This window comes from Megasphaera stantonii (assembly GCF_025567065.1).
In the GTDB taxonomy this organism is placed as follows: domain Bacteria; phylum Bacillota; class Negativicutes; order Veillonellales; family Megasphaeraceae; genus Megasphaera; species Megasphaera stantonii.
The window spans coordinates 21473-42792 of sequence record NZ_JAOQKD010000016.1; the positions used below are offsets into that span (position 1 = coordinate 21473).

The 21320-nt window shown below is 53.8% G+C and carries 25 protein-coding genes, 1 other RNA gene and 1 pseudogene; 6 read left to right on the forward strand and 21 right to left on the reverse strand.

Annotated elements, in window-relative coordinates:
* Positions 1-10: 10 nt before the first annotated feature.
* The 16 genes from OCV58_RS08755 to OCV58_RS08830 all read right to left on the reverse strand — a co-directional run bounded on the left by OCV58_RS08755 (position 11) and on the right by OCV58_RS08830 (position 12884).
* Positions 11-1534 carry a putative phage replisome organizer gene (locus OCV58_RS08755; RefSeq protein WP_267312868.1) on the reverse strand — a complete coding sequence of 508 codons (1524 nt, stop codon included), beginning with the start codon at positions 1532-1534 and terminating at the stop codon, positions 11-13.
* A gap of 781 nt (positions 1535-2315) precedes the next feature.
* Positions 2316-2705: a hypothetical protein gene (locus OCV58_RS08760; protein ID WP_087478493.1), complete on the reverse strand. Its 390-nt coding sequence runs from the start codon at positions 2703-2705 to the stop codon at positions 2316-2318.
* A 96-nt stretch (positions 2706-2801) separates the two neighbouring features.
* Positions 2802-3092: a 50S ribosomal protein L27 gene (gene rpmA / locus OCV58_RS08765; protein WP_087478492.1), complete on the reverse strand. Its 291-nt coding sequence runs from the start codon at positions 3090-3092 to the stop codon at positions 2802-2804.
* A 19-nt stretch (positions 3093-3111) separates the two neighbouring features.
* A complete protein-coding gene (locus OCV58_RS08770) occupies positions 3112-3420 on the reverse strand; it encodes a ribosomal-processing cysteine protease Prp (protein WP_154877607.1) in 309 nt (102 codons plus the stop codon).
* Positions 3420-3731 carry a 50S ribosomal protein L21 gene (gene rplU, locus OCV58_RS08775; protein WP_087478490.1) on the reverse strand — a complete coding sequence of 104 codons (312 nt, stop codon included), beginning with the start codon at positions 3729-3731 and terminating at the stop codon, positions 3420-3422. Before rplU ends, OCV58_RS08770 begins: the two co-directional genes overlap by 1 nt.
* Before the next feature lie 176 nt (positions 3732-3907).
* Positions 3908-5044: an N-acetylmuramoyl-L-alanine amidase family protein gene (locus OCV58_RS08780; RefSeq protein ID WP_154877627.1), complete on the reverse strand. Its 1137-nt coding sequence runs from the start codon at positions 5042-5044 to the stop codon at positions 3908-3910.
* A gap of 99 nt (positions 5045-5143) precedes the next feature.
* A complete protein-coding gene (locus tag OCV58_RS08785; RefSeq protein WP_154877608.1) occupies positions 5144-5359 on the reverse strand; it encodes a DUF3006 domain-containing protein in 216 nt (71 codons plus the stop codon).
* A 1-nt stretch (position 5360) separates the two neighbouring features.
* Positions 5361-6263, reverse strand: a complete 903-nt coding sequence (locus OCV58_RS08790) for a ComEC/Rec2 family competence protein (protein WP_154877609.1) — start codon at positions 6261-6263, stop codon at positions 5361-5363.
* A gap of 1 nt (position 6264) precedes the next feature.
* Entirely contained in the window at positions 6265-7914 is a 1650-nt protein-coding gene (locus OCV58_RS08795) for an NAD(P)H-hydrate dehydratase (protein ID WP_154877610.1), read from the reverse strand.
* A gap of 20 nt (positions 7915-7934) precedes the next feature.
* Positions 7935-8306: a holo-ACP synthase gene (gene acpS / locus OCV58_RS08800; RefSeq protein ID WP_317239267.1), complete on the reverse strand. Its 372-nt coding sequence runs from the start codon at positions 8304-8306 to the stop codon at positions 7935-7937.
* Positions 8307-8360: 54 nt separating this feature from the next.
* On the reverse strand, positions 8361-8660 hold the full coding sequence (locus OCV58_RS08805; RefSeq protein WP_087478484.1) for a hypothetical protein: 300 nt from the start codon (positions 8658-8660) through the stop codon (positions 8361-8363).
* An 8-nt stretch (positions 8661-8668) separates the two neighbouring features.
* Positions 8669-9892 carry an aspartate kinase gene (locus tag OCV58_RS08810; RefSeq protein ID WP_107196615.1) on the reverse strand — a complete coding sequence of 408 codons (1224 nt, stop codon included), beginning with the start codon at positions 9890-9892 and terminating at the stop codon, positions 8669-8671.
* A 140-nt stretch (positions 9893-10032) separates the two neighbouring features.
* Positions 10033-10379: RNase P RNA component class A (gene rnpB / locus OCV58_RS08815), an RNA gene on the reverse strand.
* 46 nt (positions 10380-10425) lie between these two features.
* Positions 10426-11073, reverse strand: a complete 648-nt coding sequence (gene thiE, locus OCV58_RS08820; RefSeq protein ID WP_154877611.1) for a thiamine phosphate synthase — start codon at positions 11071-11073, stop codon at positions 10426-10428.
* Between the two features lie 15 nt (positions 11074-11088).
* Entirely contained in the window at positions 11089-12210 is a 1122-nt protein-coding gene (locus OCV58_RS08825) for a Nif3-like dinuclear metal center hexameric protein (protein WP_154877612.1), read from the reverse strand.
* Positions 12186-12884 (reverse strand): tRNA (adenine(22)-N(1))-methyltransferase, encoded by a 699-nt coding sequence (locus tag OCV58_RS08830; protein ID WP_154877613.1) that lies wholly within the window; start codon positions 12882-12884, stop codon positions 12186-12188. Before OCV58_RS08830 ends, OCV58_RS08825 begins: the two co-directional genes overlap by 25 nt.
* A gap of 127 nt (positions 12885-13011) precedes the next feature.
* Here OCV58_RS08830 and OCV58_RS08835 point away from each other — a divergent pair, with 127 nt between their 5' ends.
* Together OCV58_RS08835 and OCV58_RS08840 are read left to right on the forward strand one after the other, a co-directional pair.
* A complete protein-coding gene (locus OCV58_RS08835; RefSeq protein ID WP_154877614.1) occupies positions 13012-13446 on the forward strand; it encodes a hypothetical protein in 435 nt (144 codons plus the stop codon).
* A 32-nt stretch (positions 13447-13478) separates the two neighbouring features.
* The gene (locus tag OCV58_RS08840; protein ID WP_154877615.1) at positions 13479-13925 is read left to right on the forward strand and encodes a hypothetical protein; all 447 of its coding nucleotides are present in this window, start codon (positions 13479-13481) and stop codon (positions 13923-13925) included.
* 66 nt (positions 13926-13991) lie between these two features.
* On the opposite strand, the gene OCV58_RS08845 is transcribed toward OCV58_RS08840, so the two are convergent.
* A complete protein-coding gene (locus tag OCV58_RS08845; RefSeq protein WP_087478477.1) occupies positions 13992-14618 on the reverse strand; it encodes an outer membrane beta-barrel protein in 627 nt (208 codons plus the stop codon).
* A gap of 420 nt (positions 14619-15038) precedes the next feature.
* Here OCV58_RS08845 and OCV58_RS08850 point away from each other — a divergent pair, with 420 nt between their 5' ends.
* A complete protein-coding gene (locus OCV58_RS08850; RefSeq protein ID WP_154877616.1) occupies positions 15039-15638 on the forward strand; it encodes a DUF805 domain-containing protein in 600 nt (199 codons plus the stop codon).
* 74 nt (positions 15639-15712) lie between these two features.
* On the opposite strand, the gene OCV58_RS08855 is transcribed toward OCV58_RS08850, so the two are convergent.
* From OCV58_RS08855 to OCV58_RS08870, 4 genes and pseudogenes are all read right to left on the reverse strand, one after another.
* The gene (locus tag OCV58_RS08855; RefSeq protein WP_154877617.1) at positions 15713-16084 is read right to left on the reverse strand and encodes a hypothetical protein; all 372 of its coding nucleotides are present in this window, start codon (positions 16082-16084) and stop codon (positions 15713-15715) included.
* 56 nt (positions 16085-16140) lie between these two features.
* Positions 16141-16800 carry an NAD(P)H-binding protein gene (locus tag OCV58_RS08860; RefSeq protein WP_154877618.1) on the reverse strand — a complete coding sequence of 220 codons (660 nt, stop codon included), beginning with the start codon at positions 16798-16800 and terminating at the stop codon, positions 16141-16143.
* A 278-nt stretch (positions 16801-17078) separates the two neighbouring features.
* Positions 17079-17233: pseudogene (locus OCV58_RS08865) on the reverse strand (transposase); the annotation flags it as partial.
* Between the two features lie 197 nt (positions 17234-17430).
* Positions 17431-18012, reverse strand: a complete 582-nt coding sequence (locus tag OCV58_RS08870) for a PepSY domain-containing protein (protein ID WP_154877619.1) — start codon at positions 18010-18012, stop codon at positions 17431-17433.
* 299 nt (positions 18013-18311) lie between these two features.
* Between OCV58_RS08870 and OCV58_RS08875 the strand changes: the two genes are divergently transcribed.
* The 3 genes from OCV58_RS08875 to dprA are packed head-to-tail and all read left to right on the forward strand — an operon-like array spanning position 18312 to position 21318.
* Positions 18312-18677, forward strand: a complete 366-nt coding sequence (locus OCV58_RS08875) for a YraN family protein (RefSeq protein WP_154877620.1) — start codon at positions 18312-18314, stop codon at positions 18675-18677.
* Between the two features lie 9 nt (positions 18678-18686).
* On the forward strand, positions 18687-20207 hold the full coding sequence (locus OCV58_RS08880) for a YifB family Mg chelatase-like AAA ATPase (RefSeq protein WP_087478471.1): 1521 nt from the start codon (positions 18687-18689) through the stop codon (positions 20205-20207).
* Between the two features lie 4 nt (positions 20208-20211).
* A complete protein-coding gene (gene dprA, locus OCV58_RS08885) occupies positions 20212-21318 on the forward strand; it encodes a DNA-processing protein DprA (RefSeq protein WP_267312869.1) in 1107 nt (368 codons plus the stop codon).
* Positions 21319-21320: the final 2 nt, after the last annotated feature.

Below are 21320 nucleotides of genomic sequence, written 5' to 3' on the forward strand. Positions count from 1 at the left end.
GCCGCCAGGTCTACGGCAGCGCGTCGTACACGGGACAAATGCCTTCACCTAAGCTGACGTCCGGGCTGCCCCAGCTCATGTCACTGATATGGCGGAGCCCGCCCCGGCCGGAAGGCATAGACCTTTCGGTCTCGTATGGACTGGGCGCCGTATCATGGCGGGGACTACCCTTGCTGTGAACCAATACGGCATGGATATACTGAACGCTGGACGCGCCCTTCTTCAAAGCAATGCAAATGGCCCGGCAGACAGCTTCTTCTCCCCAGCGCCGCGCCAACCCCTGCAAGGCCTCTACGGTCTGCCCGTCGGCCTTGCCGAATAAGGCTTCGTAATACAGGAGGGCCTTGCCGCCCGGCAGAAACGAAGGCTCCTCCCTATCGCCGCAGGTATCCCGCCCCTCGTCGAAACGGTCTGCGGCAGAACCTGCCCCTGGCGCATATGCCCTGTCTTCAGTTACATACGCTATTCCTTCGGCCCCTTCCTCCCCCTGTATTCCGTCTATGTCGTCCCTCTCATACGCCGCGAGTTCCTGCCTTTCGGAAAGCTGTGTGCAGGTCAAGATAACCCCATCGTTCGCCACGGCACATTTCACTTTATGTGTCTGTCCATTGGCGCTCTGTACTTTCTCATCGGGCCCAGCAGCATCCTTCTCGCTGTTTCGTGGGCAACCCATAACAGCCTCGCCGTACGATGCAGCATATTCCCTTTCAGGTATTGGCTTATCGACGCCCTGTACTTTCGCGTCAAGCAGAACACCAACCTGTTCACCATAATGAACACATTCCCATTCAGCCTTGCCAGACGGCGCGGCATATTCCGTTTGATGTGTCTGGCCATTGACACGCAACCTTTTCTTATCGGGCACATCGACAGCCTTCATGCCATTTCGGGGATAATCCACAACAGTCCCGCCGTACGATGCAGCAGGTTCCGTTTCAGGAATTAGTTCGTTGATACTCTGCATTTTCTCGTCAAGCATAGCCCCAACCTGTTCATCATGCTGAACGCATTCTAATTCAATCTTACCACACGGTGCGGTATATCCCGTTTTACAGGCCTGTCCATTGACGCTCCGAATTCTCTCGTCGGGCATACAGCCAGCCATTTCATTATGGGAAGCACCAGCTGCTGCCTTCGCCTGTCCCTCCCGCTGCCGCTGGCGATACCGTCTCATGCGGTCCCGGGCGTCGCTGCGCTTCTTCTCGTCGCGGGAAAAGCTCTGGATTTCATCCCAGGGCACGATGCGCATCAGCCCCGTTTCATCGCGGCTGATGAGGTCAATCTGCTCAAACACGTCCAGCACCCGTTCCACAAAAGCCTTGCGGCAGCGCAGCTGACGAGCCAGCAGCTCCGTCGGCATAGCCTGTCTCTCCGATACGTATATGTAACCGTCGTCGTTGATCATGCCGGCCAAATCCTTGATATAAAACCAAATGACGAAATACGAATCGCCATGAGGCTGATTCAGCAAATACATCATCCGCGGGTCCTGAAACACCCCAACCTTCGTCTGAAACCATCGCAGCCCTTTCATGTCCGCACCTCTCCCTTCGCATCTCTCTATAGTAGTAAGGGACATGAAGGGCCGAATTTATTTCCCTTATTGCCAAACTTGCATAAAACACAAAGCAAAAACGATTCATCAAAAAAAGAAAATAGGCCCAATTAAAAAATAAGACAGAAAAAAATATAAAAAGAAAGAGAAAAAGAAAAGAAGACGTTACGCGTAACGCCGTGAAGCGTCAGAAACCAAATGAAAGCTAAAAACGGCTTAGTATAGCCATTTGCAGTCATAGGCGCTCGTTGTTCATATACGACAATACAGTTTATAATATATGTAAATCAAAATATATAACGATACGATAATACTGCATTAGACTATTTACCTGTGTCATGCTATCAGCAGCTTCTGTGTTGAATAATATTAATTTCTTTTTTATTGACACATTCGTGACAACTTTTACAAACTTATATAACAAAGCTGCCGCCAAATATGAGACGTCTTTATTCTGACCCTCGATTCCTTGACAGCACTATGCTAAAAGAATATTCTCATGCGTTTTGCATTCAGATTCCAGCCAATATGATCGCATCAAATACATTCGTATTATAGATCTCTATCACGTATTAAAAAGACTGTCACACGAAGAAGATGATTCTTCATGCAACAGTCTCGTTCCTTGACGCTTATTCTACGGCAATCCAATCCACCCAGGCATATTCCTTCCATAGCCTCAATGGTCACGTCAACGCGGTAATGCGCACGGACAACGCAGCGCAGCATCAACATGCCAGCAGCATCATTGCAAAAATATTTATTTTTCCAAGGTCTTGACGAAGCCGTTTTCCTTCAGCCAAGCCGTATTTTTTTCCGTCAGGGCCTTCTGCAGCTCTTTAAGGCTCAAGTTTTCTACTTCAATAATTTGCTGCGTCTGGGTGACGTATTTCGTTTCTTCGTAAACATAGTCGCTTAATTCTTCTTCATCGACCAGATCCTTAATGGCAAAGCGGATATCTTCCGAATCCTGCAAGGTGACGAGAAGCTTGCGCCAGTATTCAAATTCTTCCTCAGTCATCGTAAACGCGCCGAAGTCGTCCGTATCCAGACGGTCTTGGGCACAGATGACGTTTTTGGCGTAATCTACGCCGGCAATTTTGTCGTACACATGCAGATTTCGTTCTTCTCCATTTACATATATGCGCATACTGTTCCTCCTGATCATTCAATTACTGCGTATCATAACAGGTTCAGAATACAAAAAAATCCCGCAGCCATGCTGCAGGATTTTTTATACTCATACTTAAGCTTCAGCTTCAACCGGGTATACGCTTACCTTACGGTTGTACTTGCCGGAGCGTTCGAAAGCGACTTTGCCGGCAGCCGTAGCAAATAACGTATCGTCTTTGCCGATACCTACGTTAGTGCCCGGATGGAAATGCGTGCCGCGCTGACGAACGATAATGTTGCCGGCTTTTACGAGAACGCCGTCATGGCATTTTACGCCAAGGCGTTTGGATTCGCTGTCACGACCGTTACGCGTGGAGCCGGTACCTTTTTTGTGAGCGAACAGCTGCAAATTAAAATTGAACATCCCGTCCACCTCCTGACGTCTATGAATGGAGTATTACATACTCGCTGTATTGCTTGCTTATTTCTGTTAAGCCTAATTCCATCGCGCGCAGGATGGCCTGCGACGCGACGCCGTCTTTCATCACATGAACGGATAAAGAGCCTTCTCCTACGTCGTACTGCACGTGCTGAGCATCGTAGTCAAGCAGACCCAATAATGCCGACTGTGCCAGTGCCGATACGGCCGCACATACGATATCGCTTCCGGCTTCGCCGTACCCGGCATGACCGGATATATCGAACCCCGTAATGCGCTTCTCCTTATCACGCTGCAATGTAATCGTAATCATTAGCCTTCGATTTTTTCAATCGTAACCTTTGTGTAAGGCTGACGATGACCCATACGGCGACGGTAGTTGGATTTAGCTTTGTATTTGAAAATACGGATTTTCTTCTGTTTGCCCTGTTCCAATACTTTCGCAGTAACTTTAGCGCCTTCAACTACGGGAGCGCCTACTTTAACGTCTCCGTCGTTTACGACTGCCAAAACCTGGTCAAATACTACTTCGGAATCAACATCAGCAGCCAGTTTTTCGACAAAAATGCTGTCGCCTTCCTGAACGCGATACTGTTTTCCGCCCGTTTTAATAATAGCGTACATGAGTGACACCTCCTCATACATATACTCGCTGAATACGGCGCCCTTTGCAGGGACTTACGAGCCTCTCCATGCGGCTTATCCTAGCCACTTATGCTACGACTTTTCTAGTATACATGACAGCCGGTAAACTGTCAATAGAAATTTTCAAGATTTACAGCTATTTCTTTCAGACCACTTTATCTGCCGTTATGGTTAAAATAATCGGCCAGCCCTTTAACGATGCTTTCGGCAAAATTCTGCTGCTGCTTTTCCGAATTGAGGGCCCGTTCTTCCGTCGGGTTGGAAATGAAGCCCAATTCCAAAAGGACGGCCGGCATATTGGTGTGGAGCAGCACGTAGAAATTAGCCGTCCGCGTGCCTCTGTCGGGGAATTCCGTCGCCTGCATGTTCTGGTTGTGGATGTACTTGGCTAGGCTGTAATCATGAGGCGTCTTGCTGTTGTAATACGCCGTCACGCCGCGGGCGTCGGCCGAAGAGAAGGAGTCGATGTGAACCGATACAAAAGCGTCGGCCTTCGCCGCGTTGGCGATATTGCAGCGGGCCTGCAGTTCTTCTGCTGCGGCATCGTACGGGGCATATACGTCGACGTCTGTCGTGCGGGTCATGATGACCTTCGCACCGGCATCATTCAGCAAATCGGCGATCTTCTTAGAAATCGCCAGGGTGATATTTTTTTCCTGGGATATCTTGCCGATCGCGCCGACATCGGTACCGCCGTGGCCCGGATCGATGCAGATAACCTTATCCTTTAAGCCCTTGGTCAGCTTGTACGAACGGCTGCTGCTGTACGACGGCACCTTGACGGAGTAGGTCGAGCTGAGGGACGTATTGTCAATGCCGATCTTAGCGTCGTTCCAGTGCATCCACTGCTTGACCTTGCCCGATTTGTCGTTGACGTCGATGACGACGCGGCATTCCTTTTTAGCCTTGTCCGTTCCCGGCAGGGTAAAGACGTTGACGTCGCTCTTGGTCACGGCCCGGGGGACCTTGATGTTGACATCTGTACCGGACGAACGCTGAGACAAGCTGATGCGGGACACGACGTTGCGGTCCGCATTGTACTTCTTTTCTACATTTTTGGCAATCTTGGCGTTCGGCAGCGTCACGGTGACATATTTCCCGTCCTTATCGATAAAGAGGCGCGGCGTGACCTTGCTGTCCAATTCCAATACGGTTCGTACAAAAGGAACATTGGCGTCGTTGCGGGTCGCCGTGCGGACGCTGGTGATTTCCGCCTTAGAAGCAGCCTGCGCCGGCAGCATGGGAATCAGGCACAGGAGCATCAGGAGCGGAAGTATAAAAAGTTTCTTCATCACGTATATCTCTCCTTTGAAAAAATTGACCTGTTTATTATATCACATGTCGCTGCCGGATAATATCTTTTTGTGGCAAAATTCCTATTCGTATTTTCGCTAATCCTTCAAGGCCTTCCGCAGCGCCGCGATGTCGTCGCGCAGCCGCCGTTCTTCCGCGCCGTTGCGCTCGATGGTGATCGTATAGGCCATGCCCTCTGCTGCGCCGTCCGGCAGCAGTTCTGCCGGAATCTGCAGGACATGCTCATCGTCGTTCAGTATGATATAGGCCGTCGTCCCGGTAACGCGGTCGACGCTGCCGATAAGCGTCTTCATATTATCGCTCCTTTGTCACGGTATATCCCCGGCCGTCGCTGACGACAGATATGGCGCCGTCCCGGTCCGTCCGGTATACGTCCGCCTTTTGCTTTTTAAGCGCCGCCAAAACGTCTGTATGGGGAAATCCGTAGGAATTGCCGGCGCCGCAGGAAACGACGACAGCTTCCGGCCTCACGGCCTCTATAAACGCCGGGCTGGAAGAGGTCCTGCTGCCATGATGGCCGGCCTTGAGCACCGTCGCCTTCAGGTCGTTTCGCCGGACATGGCGGAGAATCTGTTCCTCTGCTTCCCGCTGCGCGTCCCCCGTAAATAAGACGGAAAAGCTGCCGAAGGCTATCTTGCAGACAACGGACTGGTTATTAGTCCGGCCGCTTTCCGCCGCAGTCATCGCTGCCGCTCCTTCTGCCGACGGCCAAAGGACATGGCACACGACGTCGTCGGCAAAGGTAACCCTATCTCCCCTCTTTAAGGCTTTATAGGAAATCTTCTTACGCACGATGTTTTTTACGTAATTTTTATACATAGCCGTTCGGGACTCTTGCCCGTTATCGTATATTTGTTTTATGTGAAACTGATCGAACAAGGCGGCCATGCCGCCCAGGTGATCGCCGTTCGGATGGCTTATCAGCACGACGTCCAGCGTATGAACGCCCTTTTCCTTGAGCCTCTGTACCAAAGCCGGCCTGCCGTCTACGTCTCCCGTATCGACGAGCATATGCTGTCCCTTGTACTGCAGCAAGGCCGCGTCGGCCTGGCCGACGTCGAGGAAATGGACTTGCAGCTGCTCCGCCTCTGCGCCCGCTCCCCGCCCGCAGCCTGCCGCAAAGAGAAGGCACGCCGCCAACAGGATAATACAACAACCGGCAAGAGCCGTCCGCAGCGCTGCCGCGCGCCCTTTCATCTTAATCCAAGATCATCGGCGCCTGCAGCAGCGGCACTGCCATTTCTTCTTCCATGCGCCGGATCACGCCGGGCACGGCGTCGGCCACTTCCATCGGCGTAAAGCCGTACGAGCCGATCTGACGGCGGCAGGCGTCGCCGGCAGCGCCGTGGAGGTACACGCCGGCACAGGCGGCACTGCAAATATCGGGGCGGCTTTCCCTGGCCGATATAGCGGCAATCATGCCCGTCAGGATGTCGCCCATGCCGCCGCAGGCCATGCCGGCGTTGCCCGTCGGATTGACGTATACGTTGCCGGTCTTAGCCGATACGACAAGCGTCGGCGCGCCTTTCAAGACTAACGTGACGCGCCATTCCTTGACGAACTGCACGGCCGCCGCAAAGGGATCTTCCTGAATTTCGGCGACCGACAGGCCGCTGAGACGGCTGAATTCAGCCAAGTGTGGCGTCATAATGACCTGCCGGTCCAAGGAAGAGACGAAGTCTTTTTCTCCTGCCAGCAAATTCAAGGCGTCGGCATCCAATACGACAGGGCATTCGCCATGAGCTAATATCGCCTTGACAAAAGCCTTTGTTTCCTCATGTCTTCCCATACCGGGACCCATCGCGATGACCGACCAGGCGGCGCATTCATCCAGGACAGACACCGCGTCTGCCTCCGTAAAGTATTCGCCCTGGCCTACGCCGCGAACCATGATTTCCGGCTGCCGGCCGATGCAGTACGGCGCCGTCTGCGCCGGCACGCGCAGGAATACCTTGCCGGCGCCGCTGCGCACCGCGCCGTGCGCCGCCATCAGGGCCGCTCCGGCCATGTCGCTGCATCCCGTCACGATGCCGATTGTACCGTGGCTTCCCTTATGGCTGTCGGGGCTGCGCGGCACGAGGACTTCGGCAATATCCGACTCCTGCAGCAAATATGCCGGTTTCTCCTCAGGCTGTACCAGCAGCGGAGCCGGCATACCGATAGCGTCCAGCTCTACATGGCCGGCGCAGGTACGGCCGGGATACAAGACCAGCCCCCGCTTCAGAGCGCCGAAGGTAACCGTCATATCGGCAAACAAGGGCCCGTTCTCTTCTTCGTCGCTGCCGCTGACAGCTCCCGTATCGGAATTGACGCCAGTCGGCACGTCGACGGCAATAACCGTCAGCGTGCCGGCCGCAGCGATTTCATTAATCAGGCCGACGATGGACGAAACAGGCTCTCTGAGATTGCCGTGAAATCCCGTCCCCAGCATGGCGTCGACGACGACCTGGCAGCTCTGCAGCCGCTGCCGCAGTACGCGCCACTCCCGTTCCGTGCCGCCGAAATAGGTCAGCAGGCACGATTCGTCGTCTTCCATAGCCTGCAGCGTACTTAAATTCTGCTGTGATTCATCGCTGTACTCTTCGGCTTGTCCCAGGATGTACACGTAAACCCGGGCTCCGGCCGCTGCGATATGGCGGGCAATGACGAAGCCGTCGCCGCCGTTATTGCCCTTTCCGCAGACGACGACTACGTCCTTGCCGGCCCAGCCGTGAATGTATTCGTCGGCCCGTTCGGCAACGGCGTGGCCGGCATTTTCCATCAATACGGCCGGCTGAATACCGTATTTGCCGTGCATGGCCGTATAATCTATCTGGCGCATCTGCGCCGCCGTATTTAACTTCTGCATAGTGATTCCTCCTCGTATGTCTATCCTTCCATGACGACCTGCGCAATGGCATACGCTCCATCATGACTAATGGACAATGCCGGCAGTTCCCGGCTTATCGCCGCAGCCGCTTCCTTATACCAGCCGTGCAGGACAAATACAGGCGCTCCCAGCTCCGTATGGCTGACTTCCACATCGGTCCATTTTCCCTGCCGGAACCCTGTGCCCAAGGCCTTAAAAAGAGCCTCCTTTGCCGCAAATATGCCGGCCAGCGAAGCATACTGCTGTTGCTGCCGCCGGCGGCAGTACGCCAGCTCGGCTTCCGTAAAAAATTTTCCCAGGGATCGTTCGTGGCGGCAGGCCATGTCCTCTATGCGGCTAATCTGCACGATATCGATTCCGCACCTCATCATACACCTCCAAAAAAATGCCGCAATCCCCCCAACAGGAACTGCGGCATAGTATGTTTACCATTTCTGCATTCGGATACAAACGGCCAGGCCTTCCAGCAGCGCCCGGAACGTCGCGAAGGACATTTCCATGTCGTCATACACGGAGCTTGCAACCTTATAAGACAACGTAACCTGCTGCTTCTGATAATCGTAAATCAGGCCGTGCAGGTTCGACTCAAAGGTATACTTCGGCGCCGGCACCTTAAACTGGGGCGGCTTCTCGATCATCAGCCCCCGTATCATGCGGTCGATGAGCACCCGCTTCGGAACCTCTGGCTGCAGCATTTCATCTACAAAACTATCCAATACAGACATTATCCACCTCAGTGTTCGTCAAAGAAATGGGCGTGGATCGCCTTGACGGCCGTATCGACGCTTTCTTCGCCAATCAGGCAGGTAATGCTGATTTCAGACGTGGAAATGATTTCGATGTTGATATGGTTGTCCCCCAATACGCCGAACATGCCGGCGGCAATTCCCGGATGGCCGGCCATACCGGCGCCGACGATGGAAACCTTGGCCATCTTGTCGTCGACGAGGATATCTTCGACCGGCATTTCTTCGCGCAGGCGGTTCAGAATATCCTTTGCAGCCGGCAATTCCGTGCGGGCAATCGTAAAGGTAATATCCGTAACGCCTTCCTTAGCGACGCGGACGCTCTGCACGATCATATCGACGTCGACATGGCTGTCGGCCAGCATCGAGAAAATCTTGTAGGCATGTCCCGGCTGATTGGGGATGCCTAATACCGTAATCTTAGCTACATTTTTATCCGAAGCGACGCCGCGAATCAAATACTGTTTAATTTCCATTGAGCAAACCTCCTGAATCATAGTGCCTTCATCTTCCGAAAACGTAGAGCGTACGTGGATGGGAACGCTGAAGCGGCTTCCCATTTCAACGGCCCGGGGCTGCATGACGCCGGCGCCGAGCTTTGCCATTTCCAGCATTTCGCCATACGTGATTTCCTTCATTTTCTGCGCGTTGGGAACGACGCGGGGGTCCGACGTATATACGCCGTCTACGTCCGTATAAATTTCGCACACGTCGGCGTTGATCGCACCGGCAATGGCGACAGCCGTCGTATCCGAGCCGCCGCGGCCCAAGGTCGTAATATCGCCGTGGCCCGTAATGCCCTGGAATCCTGCGACGACGACGACGTTGCCTTCGTCCAGCGCTTCCATAATGCGGTTCGGTTCTAAATCCAAAATACGGCCCTTATTAAAGGCGTCGCTCGTCTTGATGCCTGCCTGGGCGCCCGTAAAGGAAATCGCCTTCTGGCCGGCTTCCTGGAACGCCATAGCCATCAAGGCAATCGATACCTGTTCGCCCGTCGAAAGGAGCATATCCATTTCACGTCCGTATGCTTTTGACGTTATCTGTTTTGCCAACGAAACCAATTCGTCTGTCGTATCCCCCATAGCCGACACGACGATGACGATTTTGTCCCCCTCTTGTTTGCCCTTCAAGACACGCTGTACAATAGCGCGCATTTTGTCCGGCGTCGCAACAGAACTGCCGCCAAACTTCTTTACGATTAAAGCCAACTCAAATCCCTCGCTTTATTAAAATGTATGCGTCATGGAGTATAATTTTTTGACCATATAATTGAATAATATCATGTCGTCATAAAATTGTAAAGCAAAAAAAGGCTCTCTGCCGCAACAGAGAGCCTCCTATAGCCTATGAGACGAGTAATCAGTAAGCCGAGTTTTGTTCTGCCGATGGCAGCGACAATCATCTATCTAGACATACCATTGCTGGCATGTTCAAGCGACACAACCCGGAAGATCAGCGGGCCGCTTCATCCCTCCCCTATTCGGTCTTGCTCCAGATGGGGTTTACCTAGCCAGTAAGTTACCTTACTGCTGGTGCGCTCTTACCGCACCGTTCCACCCTTACCGCTTGCGCGGCGGTACACATTTCTGTGGCACTATCCCTAAAGTCACCTTCGCCGGACGTTATCCGGCATCTTGCCCTGCGGAGCTCGGACTTTCCTCTAATGCAAGCACTAGCGATTGTCTTTCATACTCGTCATCTAGAAATCTTACATTAATTCAGCGCAGAAGTCAATATGCAATTACGCCTTCAAAGCATTACGCAGCTCCTGCACGGCCGCCGTCATGTCTTCTTTTCCGACAATGGCCGATATCATGGCAAAGGAACGGAAGCCTTCTTTATATAATGAGCCGATATTTTCCAGGCTGATGCCGCCGATGGTCACGACAGGCAGGGAGAAATGCAGGGCAAAGTGCTTCGCTTCGTCCGACACGACTTCGTGGGCGTCCTTTTTCGACGCCGTCGGGAACATGGGGCCAAAGCCGACATAGTCGGCCCCGTCGGCCAAGGCCTGCTTCATTTCGTCAATCGTATTTGTCGACACGCCGATCACTACATCAGGGCCAGCCAGTTGACGCACGACCGTTGCCGGCGCGTCGTCCTGGCCGACGTGAATGCCGTCGGCGCCGCAGGCAATCGCCAGATCGACGGAGTCGTTCATGATGAACGTCACCTTATGGTCATGGCATAATTTGGCAATGGCCGTCGCTTCGGCGTATTTTTCCCTCCACGTCTTATGTTTTTCCCGGTACTGGATAATCGTAACGCCGGCCTCTATGAGATGCCGCGCCGCGTCGATATTGCTCCGTCCCAGAGATAACTCGGCGTTCCCCATAATCGCATAGATGGGGTCGCTCATCAGTTGTCGTATATGTTCTTCTTTTGTCATGTCCTATCGCCTCGTTTACTTTATATAGTGGAACATATCGCGGCTCGTCGGGTCACTGATACATTCGATAGCCCATTTTCTTTCCCGTCCGGCCGCCCGCAGCCGTTCCTGCAAATCGCTGACAACGGGGTATTCCGTGCCGAAATGGCCGCCGTCGGCAGCGACGATGCCTAACTTCACCGCTTCCTGAGCGTCGTGGTAACGGATATCGCCGGTCAGATAGAGCTGCGCCCCCGCTTCCTTGGCCAACTTCATAAATCCGGCTCCAGCGCCGCCGAGGAGGGCCACCTTGGTAACCATCGTATCGGCGTCACCGGCAAAGGGCAGGACGTCACGCTTCAGCGCCCGCTTTATCTTCTGCAGGACGATGCCGGCCGGTTCCGGCGTCGGCCAGAGCCCGACGCGTCCCATGGCGTATTGACGGCCTTCATTGGCCAAAGGATATACGTCGTACGCCGGTTCCTCATAGGGATGGACTTTTAAAACTGCCGCCAGCAGCGCCGACAGTTTCGGCTGCGGTACAATCGTCTCGATTCGTTCTTCTCGTACCGTTTCTACCGTGCCGACGGAGCCGATAAAGGGATTCGCGCCGGCGCGGGGCTTAAACCGTCCGTCGCCCTTCACCGTAAAGGAGCAGTCGCTGTAGTTTCCCGTATACCCCGCGCCGGCTGCCGCCATGGCCTGACGGACAGCCTCGCTGTGGCTTTCGGGTACATAGACGGCAACCTTGTACAAGGGTTCCTTCACTCCCGGCACGAGGCCCGTGACCTCCCGTAGTCCCAGCCTGCGGGCCAGCACGTCGTTTACGCCGCCGTCGGCGCTATCCAGGTTGGTATGCGCGCTGTACACGGAAATACGATGAGCCAGCAGCTTCTGATACATTTCTCCGTCGTACGTATCGCTGCGCAGGGCCTTGAGGCCGCTGAAAATAATGGGATGGTGGCTGACGATGAGATTGACGCCGTGCGCTACGGCATAGTCGACGCTGTCCCTCATGACGTCCAGCGTGACCATGATCTTCTGCACCGGTTCGTTGGGACTGCCTACGAGCAGCCCCGGATTATCCCAGGACTCCTTCAGCGAGACCGGAGCCCATTCTGCCAATACTTTTACTACCTCTCCGACTGTAACTGCCATATAATATCCCTCCAATGCCTGATTTCCTCATCCAGCGCCTGAATCTGCGCCGACATATCGCTGCGGCTCTTCGTCCATCCGGCGCGAATGTGTTCTTTTTTGCCGATAAGCGACTCTATTTTGCGTACCAGCAGGGGATGCTTCCGCTGCCAGTTGACCGGGCCTATATCACAGAGCCATGGCGCGGGCATCGCTTCCCTGCCCGGCACGGCCCGCATCATCTCGTACAGCCGCCCGTCTTCGACGAGCATCTCTTCGGCTTCTATATGCCAGCCCGCTTCGTATAGGTACTGCCGGACCGCGCCGCTGTCGCTCTGGGGCTGCAGGACGAGGAACTCCATTTCCTGCCATACGACGGGCGACGCCTGCAGTATGCTGATGATCAGCGGTCCGCCCATGCCGCAGATGACCGCCCCGTCGGCTTCGCCGGGCTGTATGCACGTCAGACCGTTGCCCAGGCGACAGTCGATGCGGTCGGCTAACCCCGACTGCCGGACATGGGTGACCGCAGCCTGCAGCGGCCCCGGCACGATGTCGGCAGCAATGGCCTTGGGACAACGCCCTTCCTGGCACATGTAGACGGGAATATATCCATGATCGGTGCCGATGTCGGCAATGACCTTATGATTAGGAATTAGAGACGCCGCGGCGGCAAGCCGTCCGCTCAGTTTCATAGCAACACATCCTTTAGTATCTATTTAAGTCTTTACAATATACTGTATTTATTATAGCATAAATTATAGCACAGAATAGCAATAGGTTCCTTCTCGTACGCCTTATGATAAAGAAGATGAGCTGATCATGATCTGGAAAACATGGAATGGCATACTGCGCCTGTGTATAGGAATACTTCTTTTTTACGTGCTGCTGACGCCTATCCCCTATCCGTATCCGGATACGCTCGTCGTGACCGATGCTTCCGTATCTGACGAAGACATCGTCCGCCGCATCATGGAGCAGCAACTGACGTATTACACGCGCATGGGCCTGCTGTATCCCGACCGCATATTCGATTATGAAATCGTCCGCATCATCCCCACGACAGACGCGACGAAGCCCCAGGAGCCCTTATACAGCGTCGTCTATTCCGTCAAAAACTATTGGCAATCCCCTGCCTGGACCGCCGGGAACGGCCATATCAGCGAAGACCATTGGATTCGCGGCAAATCGATGATATATCGCCTGGTCAAAGACGGCAGCACGTACCGCCTCGTCGCTGTCGGAACGGGGCTGTAATCTTTACCTATCAAATTATAAAGGAGAAGCTCATGAAACTCCCCTTTGCCATTACCTGCAAAAGCATTCTCATACTGGTTATCGTCTGCCTCTGCGGCGTCGTGCATTATGAAACGATACCGCCTCACGAATTGTATCCCGACACCCTGAATATGATAGAAGCCGGCGGCCTCAACGACTCTACGATCGTCTACCGCATCGTCGAGCAGGAACTGGCCTTTCACAAGAGCAAACGCCTTCTCGTAGAAGGGAAGATTTTCGATTATAAAAACATTTTCGTCATCCCCGAAGAAAATCCCGAAGACCCGGAGGAAAAGCGGTTCCGCGTCACCTATTCCGTCCAAACGCGGGACGATTACTGGAAATCGGACAACGGCGAACCGTGGGAAGACGACTGGATTTTAAACAAATACACCTACGTCCGGCTGGAAAAAGACATTACGAGATACCGCCTCGTCAATCTCGGCCCAAAGCCATAGAAAAAACCTGCCCTCGCATATGCGGGAGCAGGTTCTTATTATGCTGCCGTATAGAAACGCATCCTATTAGAAGCCGCCGAAACGGTAGGAAATACCCGTAACAAAGCCCTTATAGGTGACGCTGGGGTCGTTGCCATGCCGTCCTTCCGTATCGACGTAACGGTAGCCGGCGTTGATGTCCAGGTCCGGCGTGACGCCGTAGGAAAGGCCCGCTTCCCATGTCGTCGTGTTCTTCGTGCCTACGCCGACCTTGCCATAGAGGTCGAGGTTGTCCGCCAGCGGCGCTTTGCCGATAAGGCCGACTTGCAGGACATTATTCGTCGTGCTGCCGTGATGATCCCATTCGTTTTCAATGCGGTTGTAGCCGGCATAAGCCGCTACGTTGTCGTTGAGGGAATACAAGAGGTTGACTTCCTGCTGATTGCCTGTCGTAGCGTCATATCCGTTGACATCGGTCTTTAACCCTGCGTACTGGTACTGGATGGCCACGTCGTCAGTCAAGCCGTACGTAATGCCGCCCTGGAAGTTCCAGTTCGAGTCGGAACTGAAATCGCCAATATCAGATTTCGGATTCCATGCGCCTACATCTACCTGTACAGCTCCTTCCTGGAAGGTGGTCTGCGGAGCTGCAAACGCAGCGCCGGATACACAAACTGTCAACGCTGAGAGCACTGCAAATAATTTTTTCTTCATATAAATCATCCTTCCTGTCCTTGTCTTTTCGTTTCTCCCCTTTGGGATTGACTACAGTATAGCAGTATCCGGCGCACTTGTCACGTTTTTAATATCTCATAAATATGCATTATCTCAATTTTGTTACAAGAAAGGATTTACAATTTTCATCCCATTTATATACTGTTATACAGTCCTTTCTAACTGTTATCAAAATTTCTCCGTAAGTATATATGAATTATTTATTATATATCATACATTTGTGACAGAGACGGTCCCGCTCGGAAACAGAACTGTAACAAAACCGTTTCGTCCCTGTCACAACGGCGGGAATATAAAGAAGTAAAATGTTTCCGCATCCTCTCGATTTTCATATGAGGCCTGATGTGGTAATATATACTATAGCGTTATAAAGAATGATTGGAATAGGAGCTTGATACTATGTCGACAACACCCGAATATATGCCCTGGGAAGAGCAATCCTTAAAAACGAAGTTATTTACCTTTCACGGCCGCCTCAGCCGGCGGCATTATATCTACCTGACGATCCTCACCTGGGTACTGGCCGGCGCCATTTCCTATCTGCTGCACACGGCCAGCGCTACCCTTGGGACGATGACCGGCGGCATCTGCCTCATCGTCGCCGTCATCCTGGCCATTCCGACGACGATCATTTCCCTTTCCATCGCCGTCCGCCGCTGGCATGACCTGAACAAATCCTGGCAATACGTGCTCATCAACGTCTGCTGCGCCTTTGCCGGCGTATTTTCCCTCTTTCTGTACGCCTACTTATTCATCGCCAAGGGAACGCCGGGGAAAAATCTCTACGGCCCGAATCCGGCAGAACCCTGGGAAGGCCAGGCAGAATACGTTCCTCCTGCCGTACAGCGACGGCTGGAAGAAGAGCGGTTGAAGAACGAAACGGAAGAAGAAAAAGCCCTGCGAAAAGCAAAATCGCAGGAGCCGGCCTATACGATGGAGTCTTCGCCGCACGATCAGCCCGACGATACCTCGACGGAACAGCCGAAAGAAAAACCGTAATACACGACAGAAAACAAGCGCAAGCTGAGTATGTATCAGCCTGCGCTTTTGTATTCTCTCTATAGTTTCCTTCCTTACACGCCGTTGATATACTGCACCGTGCCGCCGCACACGACGCACTGATACCACTCCGGCAAATCGTCGTAAAACCAATCCAACGTAAACTCATATTGCGGAAACTGCTTAGATACCTCTTTCAGCCAGCCCAGCGGCGGCGTATCGGCAGTCTGAAAGGTCAGGATATTCCCCATCAGCTCCGCATGGACTGCATTTTCCTCTGTCCCCCAGAAAGCCGAACGCCAGTCCCGCCCTTCCTGTCCCGTCAAATCCCGGGGCATGGGCTGAACGGCGTTAAAATCAAGGGGCTCCGCTCCGCCGATATACTCCAACACCCGTTCTACGCCGTCCCGAGGCAAGTACATGCGATTTGTAATATAAACAGGCATCGTCATCCCTCCTGCTCGTAATGTCTTTAGCTGCGTTGCCCGATTTCAAAACACTTTCAATCCATAGAAACGCGGATATTCTGTCCCGTTATACGGCGAACACCTCGGAAAGACTCTGCCCCGGCATGGGCCATACATTCCGCTACGACACGGGTCTCTATCGGCGCAAGTCCTCGAAGCAGGCCGAAGGCATTGGCTATTTGCAGCGCTTTGACAGACACCGTTTCGCCTAGCCCCTTGGCCGTTTTGCGTATCAAGGACGGCGGCTGAATGATGGTAAGTCCATCGAATCCCAGCGCTTCTGAGTCTCTTTCTATCTCTCCCTTTAGACGCAGATAAAAAAATTTAGAATGGCAGTCGGCGCCGACGGAAGACACGAGTACCAGGTGACGCACGCCCTGTTCTTTCGCTGTCCGGGCTGCGGCCAGTTGGTATTCATAGTCGACGCGGTACTGCCCTTCCTTAGAGCCGGCCTGCTTCCGCGATGTCCCCAGCGCGGAAAACAACACGTCGCCCTGCATGAATTCCCGCCACTGCTCCGGATGGGCAAAGTCGACGATATGAGACGTCAATTTTTCATGTCGAATGCCAAGGCCCCTCCGTGCAAACGTCGCTACAGAGCTATACCGCTCATCTTTCAATAAGATGTCTACCAAATCCCGACCGACAGCCCCCGTCGCCCCGATGACGAGGGCCTTTTTCAGATGATGTTCCATATATACCATCCCTTATGTAAATTCATAAAAGCAACCCGTAAGATCATGATACCATTTTGACTAAATCTATGTCCTCATACTGAACAAAACTCGCTAAATACTCAAGGCCAATTTGTTAAAACGGATATGCAACACCTTATTTTATACAGATTATAAGCCAAAAACTGCCAGGGTATCAATAATTTTGTACTTATAATTCAAAATTATATGAAATAAGTGATTTTTATACGTCTATCAAAATACACTCGTTTCTTCAATCATTTCTATCCCTATGCGCAAATCACCTCTACTCCTTTTCTCTCGCATAGCTGCCGCAATATTTTTTCTCTGATTTGATTCGTCCATAGATTCCCTGCCGCCTATATTTAGGCGCGAATACAATATGATATTTACATCTCCCCTTGCGGAGTGATAACCTTTTTACGTCATTCATTGACAGAAACCTCCTATTCTATACGGGGATGTGGTTGCCAGACCCTTTCCATGGTATCATAGGAGGTTCTTTCTGTTTCTATAAGGATCGTATGTCTACCCCCTAGTGCAGTCAGGGATTTTATCATGCCTATTCGGCGGCAAAAAAAATCTATCGCCGCGGACATGACGCCGCAGGGATAGATTTTTTTGTCTCTATTACAGTTCGTCGAAAATAGAATAGGACTCGACTTCGCTTTCCAAGACTTCGCCCGTAATAGCGTTGATTTCCAATTCATAGCCTAAGCCGTCGCCGTTGCACTCGATTTCATAGATAGGCAGGAAAAATTCTTCCTGTCTCGTCCAGCCGTCGTGCTGTCCCGGCGTCGTCTGCGCAGCCTGTCCCTGTCCGTTTCCTTGGGCAGGAGCTGCTGCAGCCGGTCTTACGTCGCGCGGCTGGCGGTCGCGGCGCGCGTTCCGATAGTTGCCGTCGTCCCATTTATTTTCCAGGGAAATTTCCCGGAACCGCAATTCTGCCACATCCTTGCCGACAGCCTGGGCGGCGATCGCCTTGATGTCCTCGACGCCGATGAGCTGCACGTTGCGCTGCGCCGCCTGATATTCTACCATGCGCGTCTGGGCCTGCTGGATCTGCGCCTTCCGTTCCATCTTCTGCTGGTGGTAATACCATGCGCCGCCGCCTGCAACCATGGCGCAGACAACCACTAAGACTGCGCCGAGTTTCAGACGGCGCGGCGTAAATATCCGTTTCAGCCAGTTCGTATATCCCTTTTGTTCCATGTCATGTTCCTCCTCATATATCTATCGTAGTATACCGAATTATATGCATTGCTGATTACATATACAGTATAGACAATAAATCTAAACAATCGCTTAAGAAAGCAAAAAAATAGTGTTAATCTTTGCTTTCCCTTTTTTACAGCAAAGCGGCCTCATCCATCGGCCTGAATTTTAATGAAAATTTAATGAACTAACTTGATTTTTGCGTTTTTTTCATCTAATTTTCATGTAATTCTCCATTTGTTCTAATGTTCCTTTCGTATACTGCCGATAGATACCTCGTCAAAGGAGTGGATATCATGTCAGACGCCTCGTTGGGAAAGGCCGGCGAAGAAGCCGCCGTCAAGTACCTCCGCCATACGCTGGGCTACGCAGTCCTCAGCCAAAATTATCGCAATCGCCTGGGAGAAATAGACATTATCGCCCAAGACGGCGACACCCTCGTCTTCGTCGAAGTAAAAACGCGCCGGTCGCAGCAGTGCGGCAGGCCGGCCGAAGCCGTAGAAAACCGCAAGCAGCGAAAGCTGTCCCTCGTCGCCCTGTCCTACATGACGCGGCACCATTGCTGGCACATGCCCTGCCGCTTCGACGTCGTCGAAGTCGTCCCTTCGCCGCAGGGATTTCACCTTCATCATATACGCCACGCCTTTTTGAGCCAGGCATAGGAGACGCCCATGTTTTCACGTACGTACGGAGCCACCGTATTCGGGCTTCACGGCAATATCATAACGGTCGAGACGGACATTTCCAACGGCCTTCCGGCTTTTGAAATCGTAGGACTGGCGGCGACGTCCGTCAAAGAATCGAAGGAGCGGGTCCGCTCGGCTATCAAGAACAGCGGCTATGAATTTCCCATGCGGCGCATTACGGTTAATTTAGCGCCGGCCGATTTGAAAAAAGACAGCGCCGGCCTCGACGCGGCCATCGCCGCCGGCATCATGGTGTCGAGCGGCCAAATTCCGGCCGAGCTGTGCCGCCAAACCCTGTTCATCGGCGAATTGGCCTTAGACGGGACGATCCGCCCCGTCGCAGGCATCCTGTCCATGGTGCTGCAGGGCGCCGAAGAAGGCTTTCACACCTGCTTCGTCAGCAAGAAAAACGCCGCCGAAGCGCTGCTGTGCCGCGCCATGACGGTCTATGCCGTCGAGTCCTTGTCGGACATTATTTCCCATTTGCTGGGCCTTGTCCGCCTCTCTCCGGCCGTGGCCGGAGACGTGTTTACAGACCGGCCGGATTACCGCGTCGATTTTTCAGAGGTCCAAGGACAGTTTACGGCCAAGCGGGCCCTGGAAATCGCCGCGGCCGGCGGCCACAACGTCCTGCTCATCGGCCCGCCCGGTTCCGGCAAGACCATGCTGGCCAAGAGGATTCCTACGATTCTGCCGCCCATGAGCCTGCGCGAATCGCTGGAGGTGACAAAGATATACAGCGTAGCCGGCCTGTTTCAGCAGTCGAAAATGCTGGCGCAGCGGCCCTTCCGCAGTCCTCACCACACGATTTCCACGGCAGGCCTCATCGGCGGCGGCACGATTCCCAAGCCCGGCGAAGTGACCCTGAGCCACAACGGCGTCCTGTTTCTCGACGAGCTGCCCGAATTTCCCCGTTCCGTATTGGAAGTGCTGCGCCAGCCCCTGGAGGATTTCGTCGTCCACATTTCCCGGGTCAACGCCTCCCTGTCCTATCCGGCCCGCTTCATCCTCATCGCCGCCATGAATCCCTGTCCCTGCGGCTTTTTCGGCAGCTCCGAATCGAATTCCTGTACCTGTACGACCGGCGAAATCCGCCGATACGTCCGCAAAATATCGGGTCCTCTCCTGGACCGCATCGACCTGCACGTCGCCGTAGACCGCCCCAAATACCAGGAATTGATTACGACCATTCCCCAGGAGTCGTCCGAAGCGATCCGCAGCCGCGTCCTGGCCGCCCGAGAAAGGCAGGAGCGGCGGCTCCAATCGTACGGCCTGTCCTGCAACGCTCACATGGGCCATCGGGAAATCAAAGAAACGTGCCGTCTATCAAGCAGCGCCCAGGATCTGCTGCAGACCGTGTTCGACACAATGAAGCTAAGCGCCCGCAGCTGCGACCGCATCGTCAAAGCAGCCCGGACGATTGCCGACTTAAACGGGGACGAACACATACGAAGTGAACACGTTGCCGAAGCAGTGAGCTACCGCAATACATTACAAAGGGTGTGACGCCATGACAATACAGGACATAGAAAAGGAACGACTCTATACGGCGTCCCTCGCCTCCCTGCCCGGGCTGGGCTCCCGCCGCATCGGAGCCCTGATCGGCCGGTTCGGCTCTGCCGCGGCCGCTTGGGACGCTTCGGCCGCCGACTGGCAAGACGCGGGCATACCGGAAACCGTCGGTACGGCGCTGACGGAGGCGCGGTCCCGCTATGACTGGGATGAGCAGCTCCGCCTGCTGTCCCGATATCATACGAAGCTCATCGCCTTGTGGGAAGACGACTATCCCCAGCTTCTCCGCGAAACGTATAATCCGCCGCCTATACTGTACTATCAGGGAGCGCTGCCGCAGTTTCCCAAAGCCGCCGCCATCGTCGGCGCCCGCAAGGCCACGCCGTACGGCAGGAACGCCGCCCAGACCCTGGCGGAACAAATGGCCCGCAGCGGCATCGCTGTCGTCAGCGGCGGGGCTCGCGGCATCGATACCAAAGCCCATCTAGGGGCCTTAGCCGGCAAAGGGATTACCTGCGCCGTCGTCGCCAACGGCCTGGACATGGCCTATCCGCCGGAGAACAAGGCCTTATTTGCGGATATCATAGAAAAAGGCGGCTCCGTCGTCAGCGAATACGCCTTCGGAGTCCGCCCTTTGGCGATGAATTTCCCGGCCCGCAACCGCATCATCGCCGGCCTGTGCCGCTGCGTCGTCGTGACCGAGGCGGCCTTGCGCAGCGGCTCCCTCATTACGGCTGATTTTGCCCTCGAAGAAGGGCGGGACGTCTTCGCCGTCCCCGGCAGCATTTATTCAGAAATGAGCAAGGGGACGAACGCCCTCCTGCGCAAGGGAGCCATCGCCCTGACGGGTATTGAAGACATCCTGTCCGAGTATGGCTGGTACGCAGAAGAAGGGGAACAAAGCGCCCTGCCATTTGCCCTCACGCTGTTGGAAGAAGCTGTATTGGAAGCCCTGTCCTGCGACCAGCCCATGTCCCAGGACGAGCTGGTCGTCAAAACGAAGCTGCCGCCGTCTCAGCTGAGTCCCCTGCTGCTGAAGCTGCAGCTGTACGGCCTCATTGAAGAAACAGGCGGCACGTCGTATGTCAAAAAGCCCGTGCAGTAGCT

Excerpts from the sequence above, each read along its gene's own strand:
- OCV58_RS08825 (WP_154877612.1), bottom strand. The coding sequence starts at position 12,210 with ATGGCAGTTACAGTCGGAGAGGTAGTAAAAGTATTGGCAGAATGGGCT.
- OCV58_RS08845 (WP_087478477.1), bottom strand. The coding sequence starts at position 14,618 with ATGAAGAAAAAATTATTTGCAGTGCTCTCAGCGTTGACAGTTTGTGTA.
- OCV58_RS08790 (WP_154877609.1), bottom strand. The coding sequence starts at position 6,263 with ATGAAAGGGCGCGCGGCAGCGCTGCGGACGGCTCTTGCCGGTTGTTGT.
- OCV58_RS08875 (WP_154877620.1), top strand. The coding sequence starts at position 18,312 with ATGTCAGACGCCTCGTTGGGAAAGGCCGGCGAAGAAGCCGCCGTCAAG.
- dprA (WP_267312869.1), top strand. The coding sequence starts at position 20,212 with ATGACAATACAGGACATAGAAAAGGAACGACTCTATACGGCGTCCCTC.
- OCV58_RS08835 (WP_154877614.1), top strand. The coding sequence starts at position 13,012 with ATGATCTGGAAAACATGGAATGGCATACTGCGCCTGTGTATAGGAATA.
- thiE (WP_154877611.1), bottom strand. The coding sequence starts at position 11,073 with ATGACAAAAGAAGAACATATACGACAACTGATGAGCGACCCCATCTAT.
- OCV58_RS08850 (WP_154877616.1), top strand. The coding sequence starts at position 15,039 with ATGTCGACAACACCCGAATATATGCCCTGGGAAGAGCAATCCTTAAAA.
- OCV58_RS08855 (WP_154877617.1), bottom strand. The coding sequence starts at position 16,084 with ATGCCTGTTTATATTACAAATCGCATGTACTTGCCTCGGGACGGCGTA.
- acpS (WP_317239267.1), bottom strand. The coding sequence starts at position 8,306 with ATGATGAGGTGCGGAATCGATATCGTGCAGATTAGCCGCATAGAGGAC.
- OCV58_RS08770 (WP_154877607.1), bottom strand. The coding sequence starts at position 3,420 with ATGATTACGATTACATTGCAGCGTGATAAGGAGAAGCGCATTACGGGG.
- OCV58_RS08785 (WP_154877608.1), bottom strand. The coding sequence starts at position 5,359 with ATGAAGACGCTTATCGGCAGCGTCGACCGCGTTACCGGGACGACGGCC.
- rplU (WP_087478490.1), bottom strand. The coding sequence starts at position 3,731 with ATGTACGCTATTATTAAAACGGGCGGAAAACAGTATCGCGTTCAGGAA.
- OCV58_RS08780 (WP_154877627.1), bottom strand. The coding sequence starts at position 5,044 with ATGAAGAAACTTTTTATACTTCCGCTCCTGATGCTCCTGTGCCTGATT.
- OCV58_RS08805 (WP_087478484.1), bottom strand. The coding sequence starts at position 8,660 with ATGTCTGTATTGGATAGTTTTGTAGATGAAATGCTGCAGCCAGAGGTT.
- OCV58_RS08880 (WP_087478471.1), top strand. The coding sequence starts at position 18,687 with ATGTTTTCACGTACGTACGGAGCCACCGTATTCGGGCTTCACGGCAAT.
- OCV58_RS08840 (WP_154877615.1), top strand. The coding sequence starts at position 13,479 with ATGAAACTCCCCTTTGCCATTACCTGCAAAAGCATTCTCATACTGGTT.
- OCV58_RS08795 (WP_154877610.1), bottom strand. The coding sequence starts at position 7,914 with ATGCAGAAGTTAAATACGGCGGCGCAGATGCGCCAGATAGATTATACG.
- rpmA (WP_087478492.1), bottom strand. The coding sequence starts at position 3,092 with ATGTTCAATTTTAATTTGCAGCTGTTCGCTCACAAAAAAGGTACCGGC.
- OCV58_RS08830 (WP_154877613.1), bottom strand. The coding sequence starts at position 12,884 with ATGAAACTGAGCGGACGGCTTGCCGCCGCGGCGTCTCTAATTCCTAAT.
- OCV58_RS08870 (WP_154877619.1), bottom strand. The coding sequence starts at position 18,012 with ATGGAACAAAAGGGATATACGAACTGGCTGAAACGGATATTTACGCCG.
- OCV58_RS08755 (WP_267312868.1), bottom strand. The coding sequence starts at position 1,534 with ATGAAAGGGCTGCGATGGTTTCAGACGAAGGTTGGGGTGTTTCAGGAC.
- OCV58_RS08860 (WP_154877618.1), bottom strand. The coding sequence starts at position 16,800 with ATGGAACATCATCTGAAAAAGGCCCTCGTCATCGGGGCGACGGGGGCT.
- OCV58_RS08760 (WP_087478493.1), bottom strand. The coding sequence starts at position 2,705 with ATGCGCATATATGTAAATGGAGAAGAACGAAATCTGCATGTGTACGAC.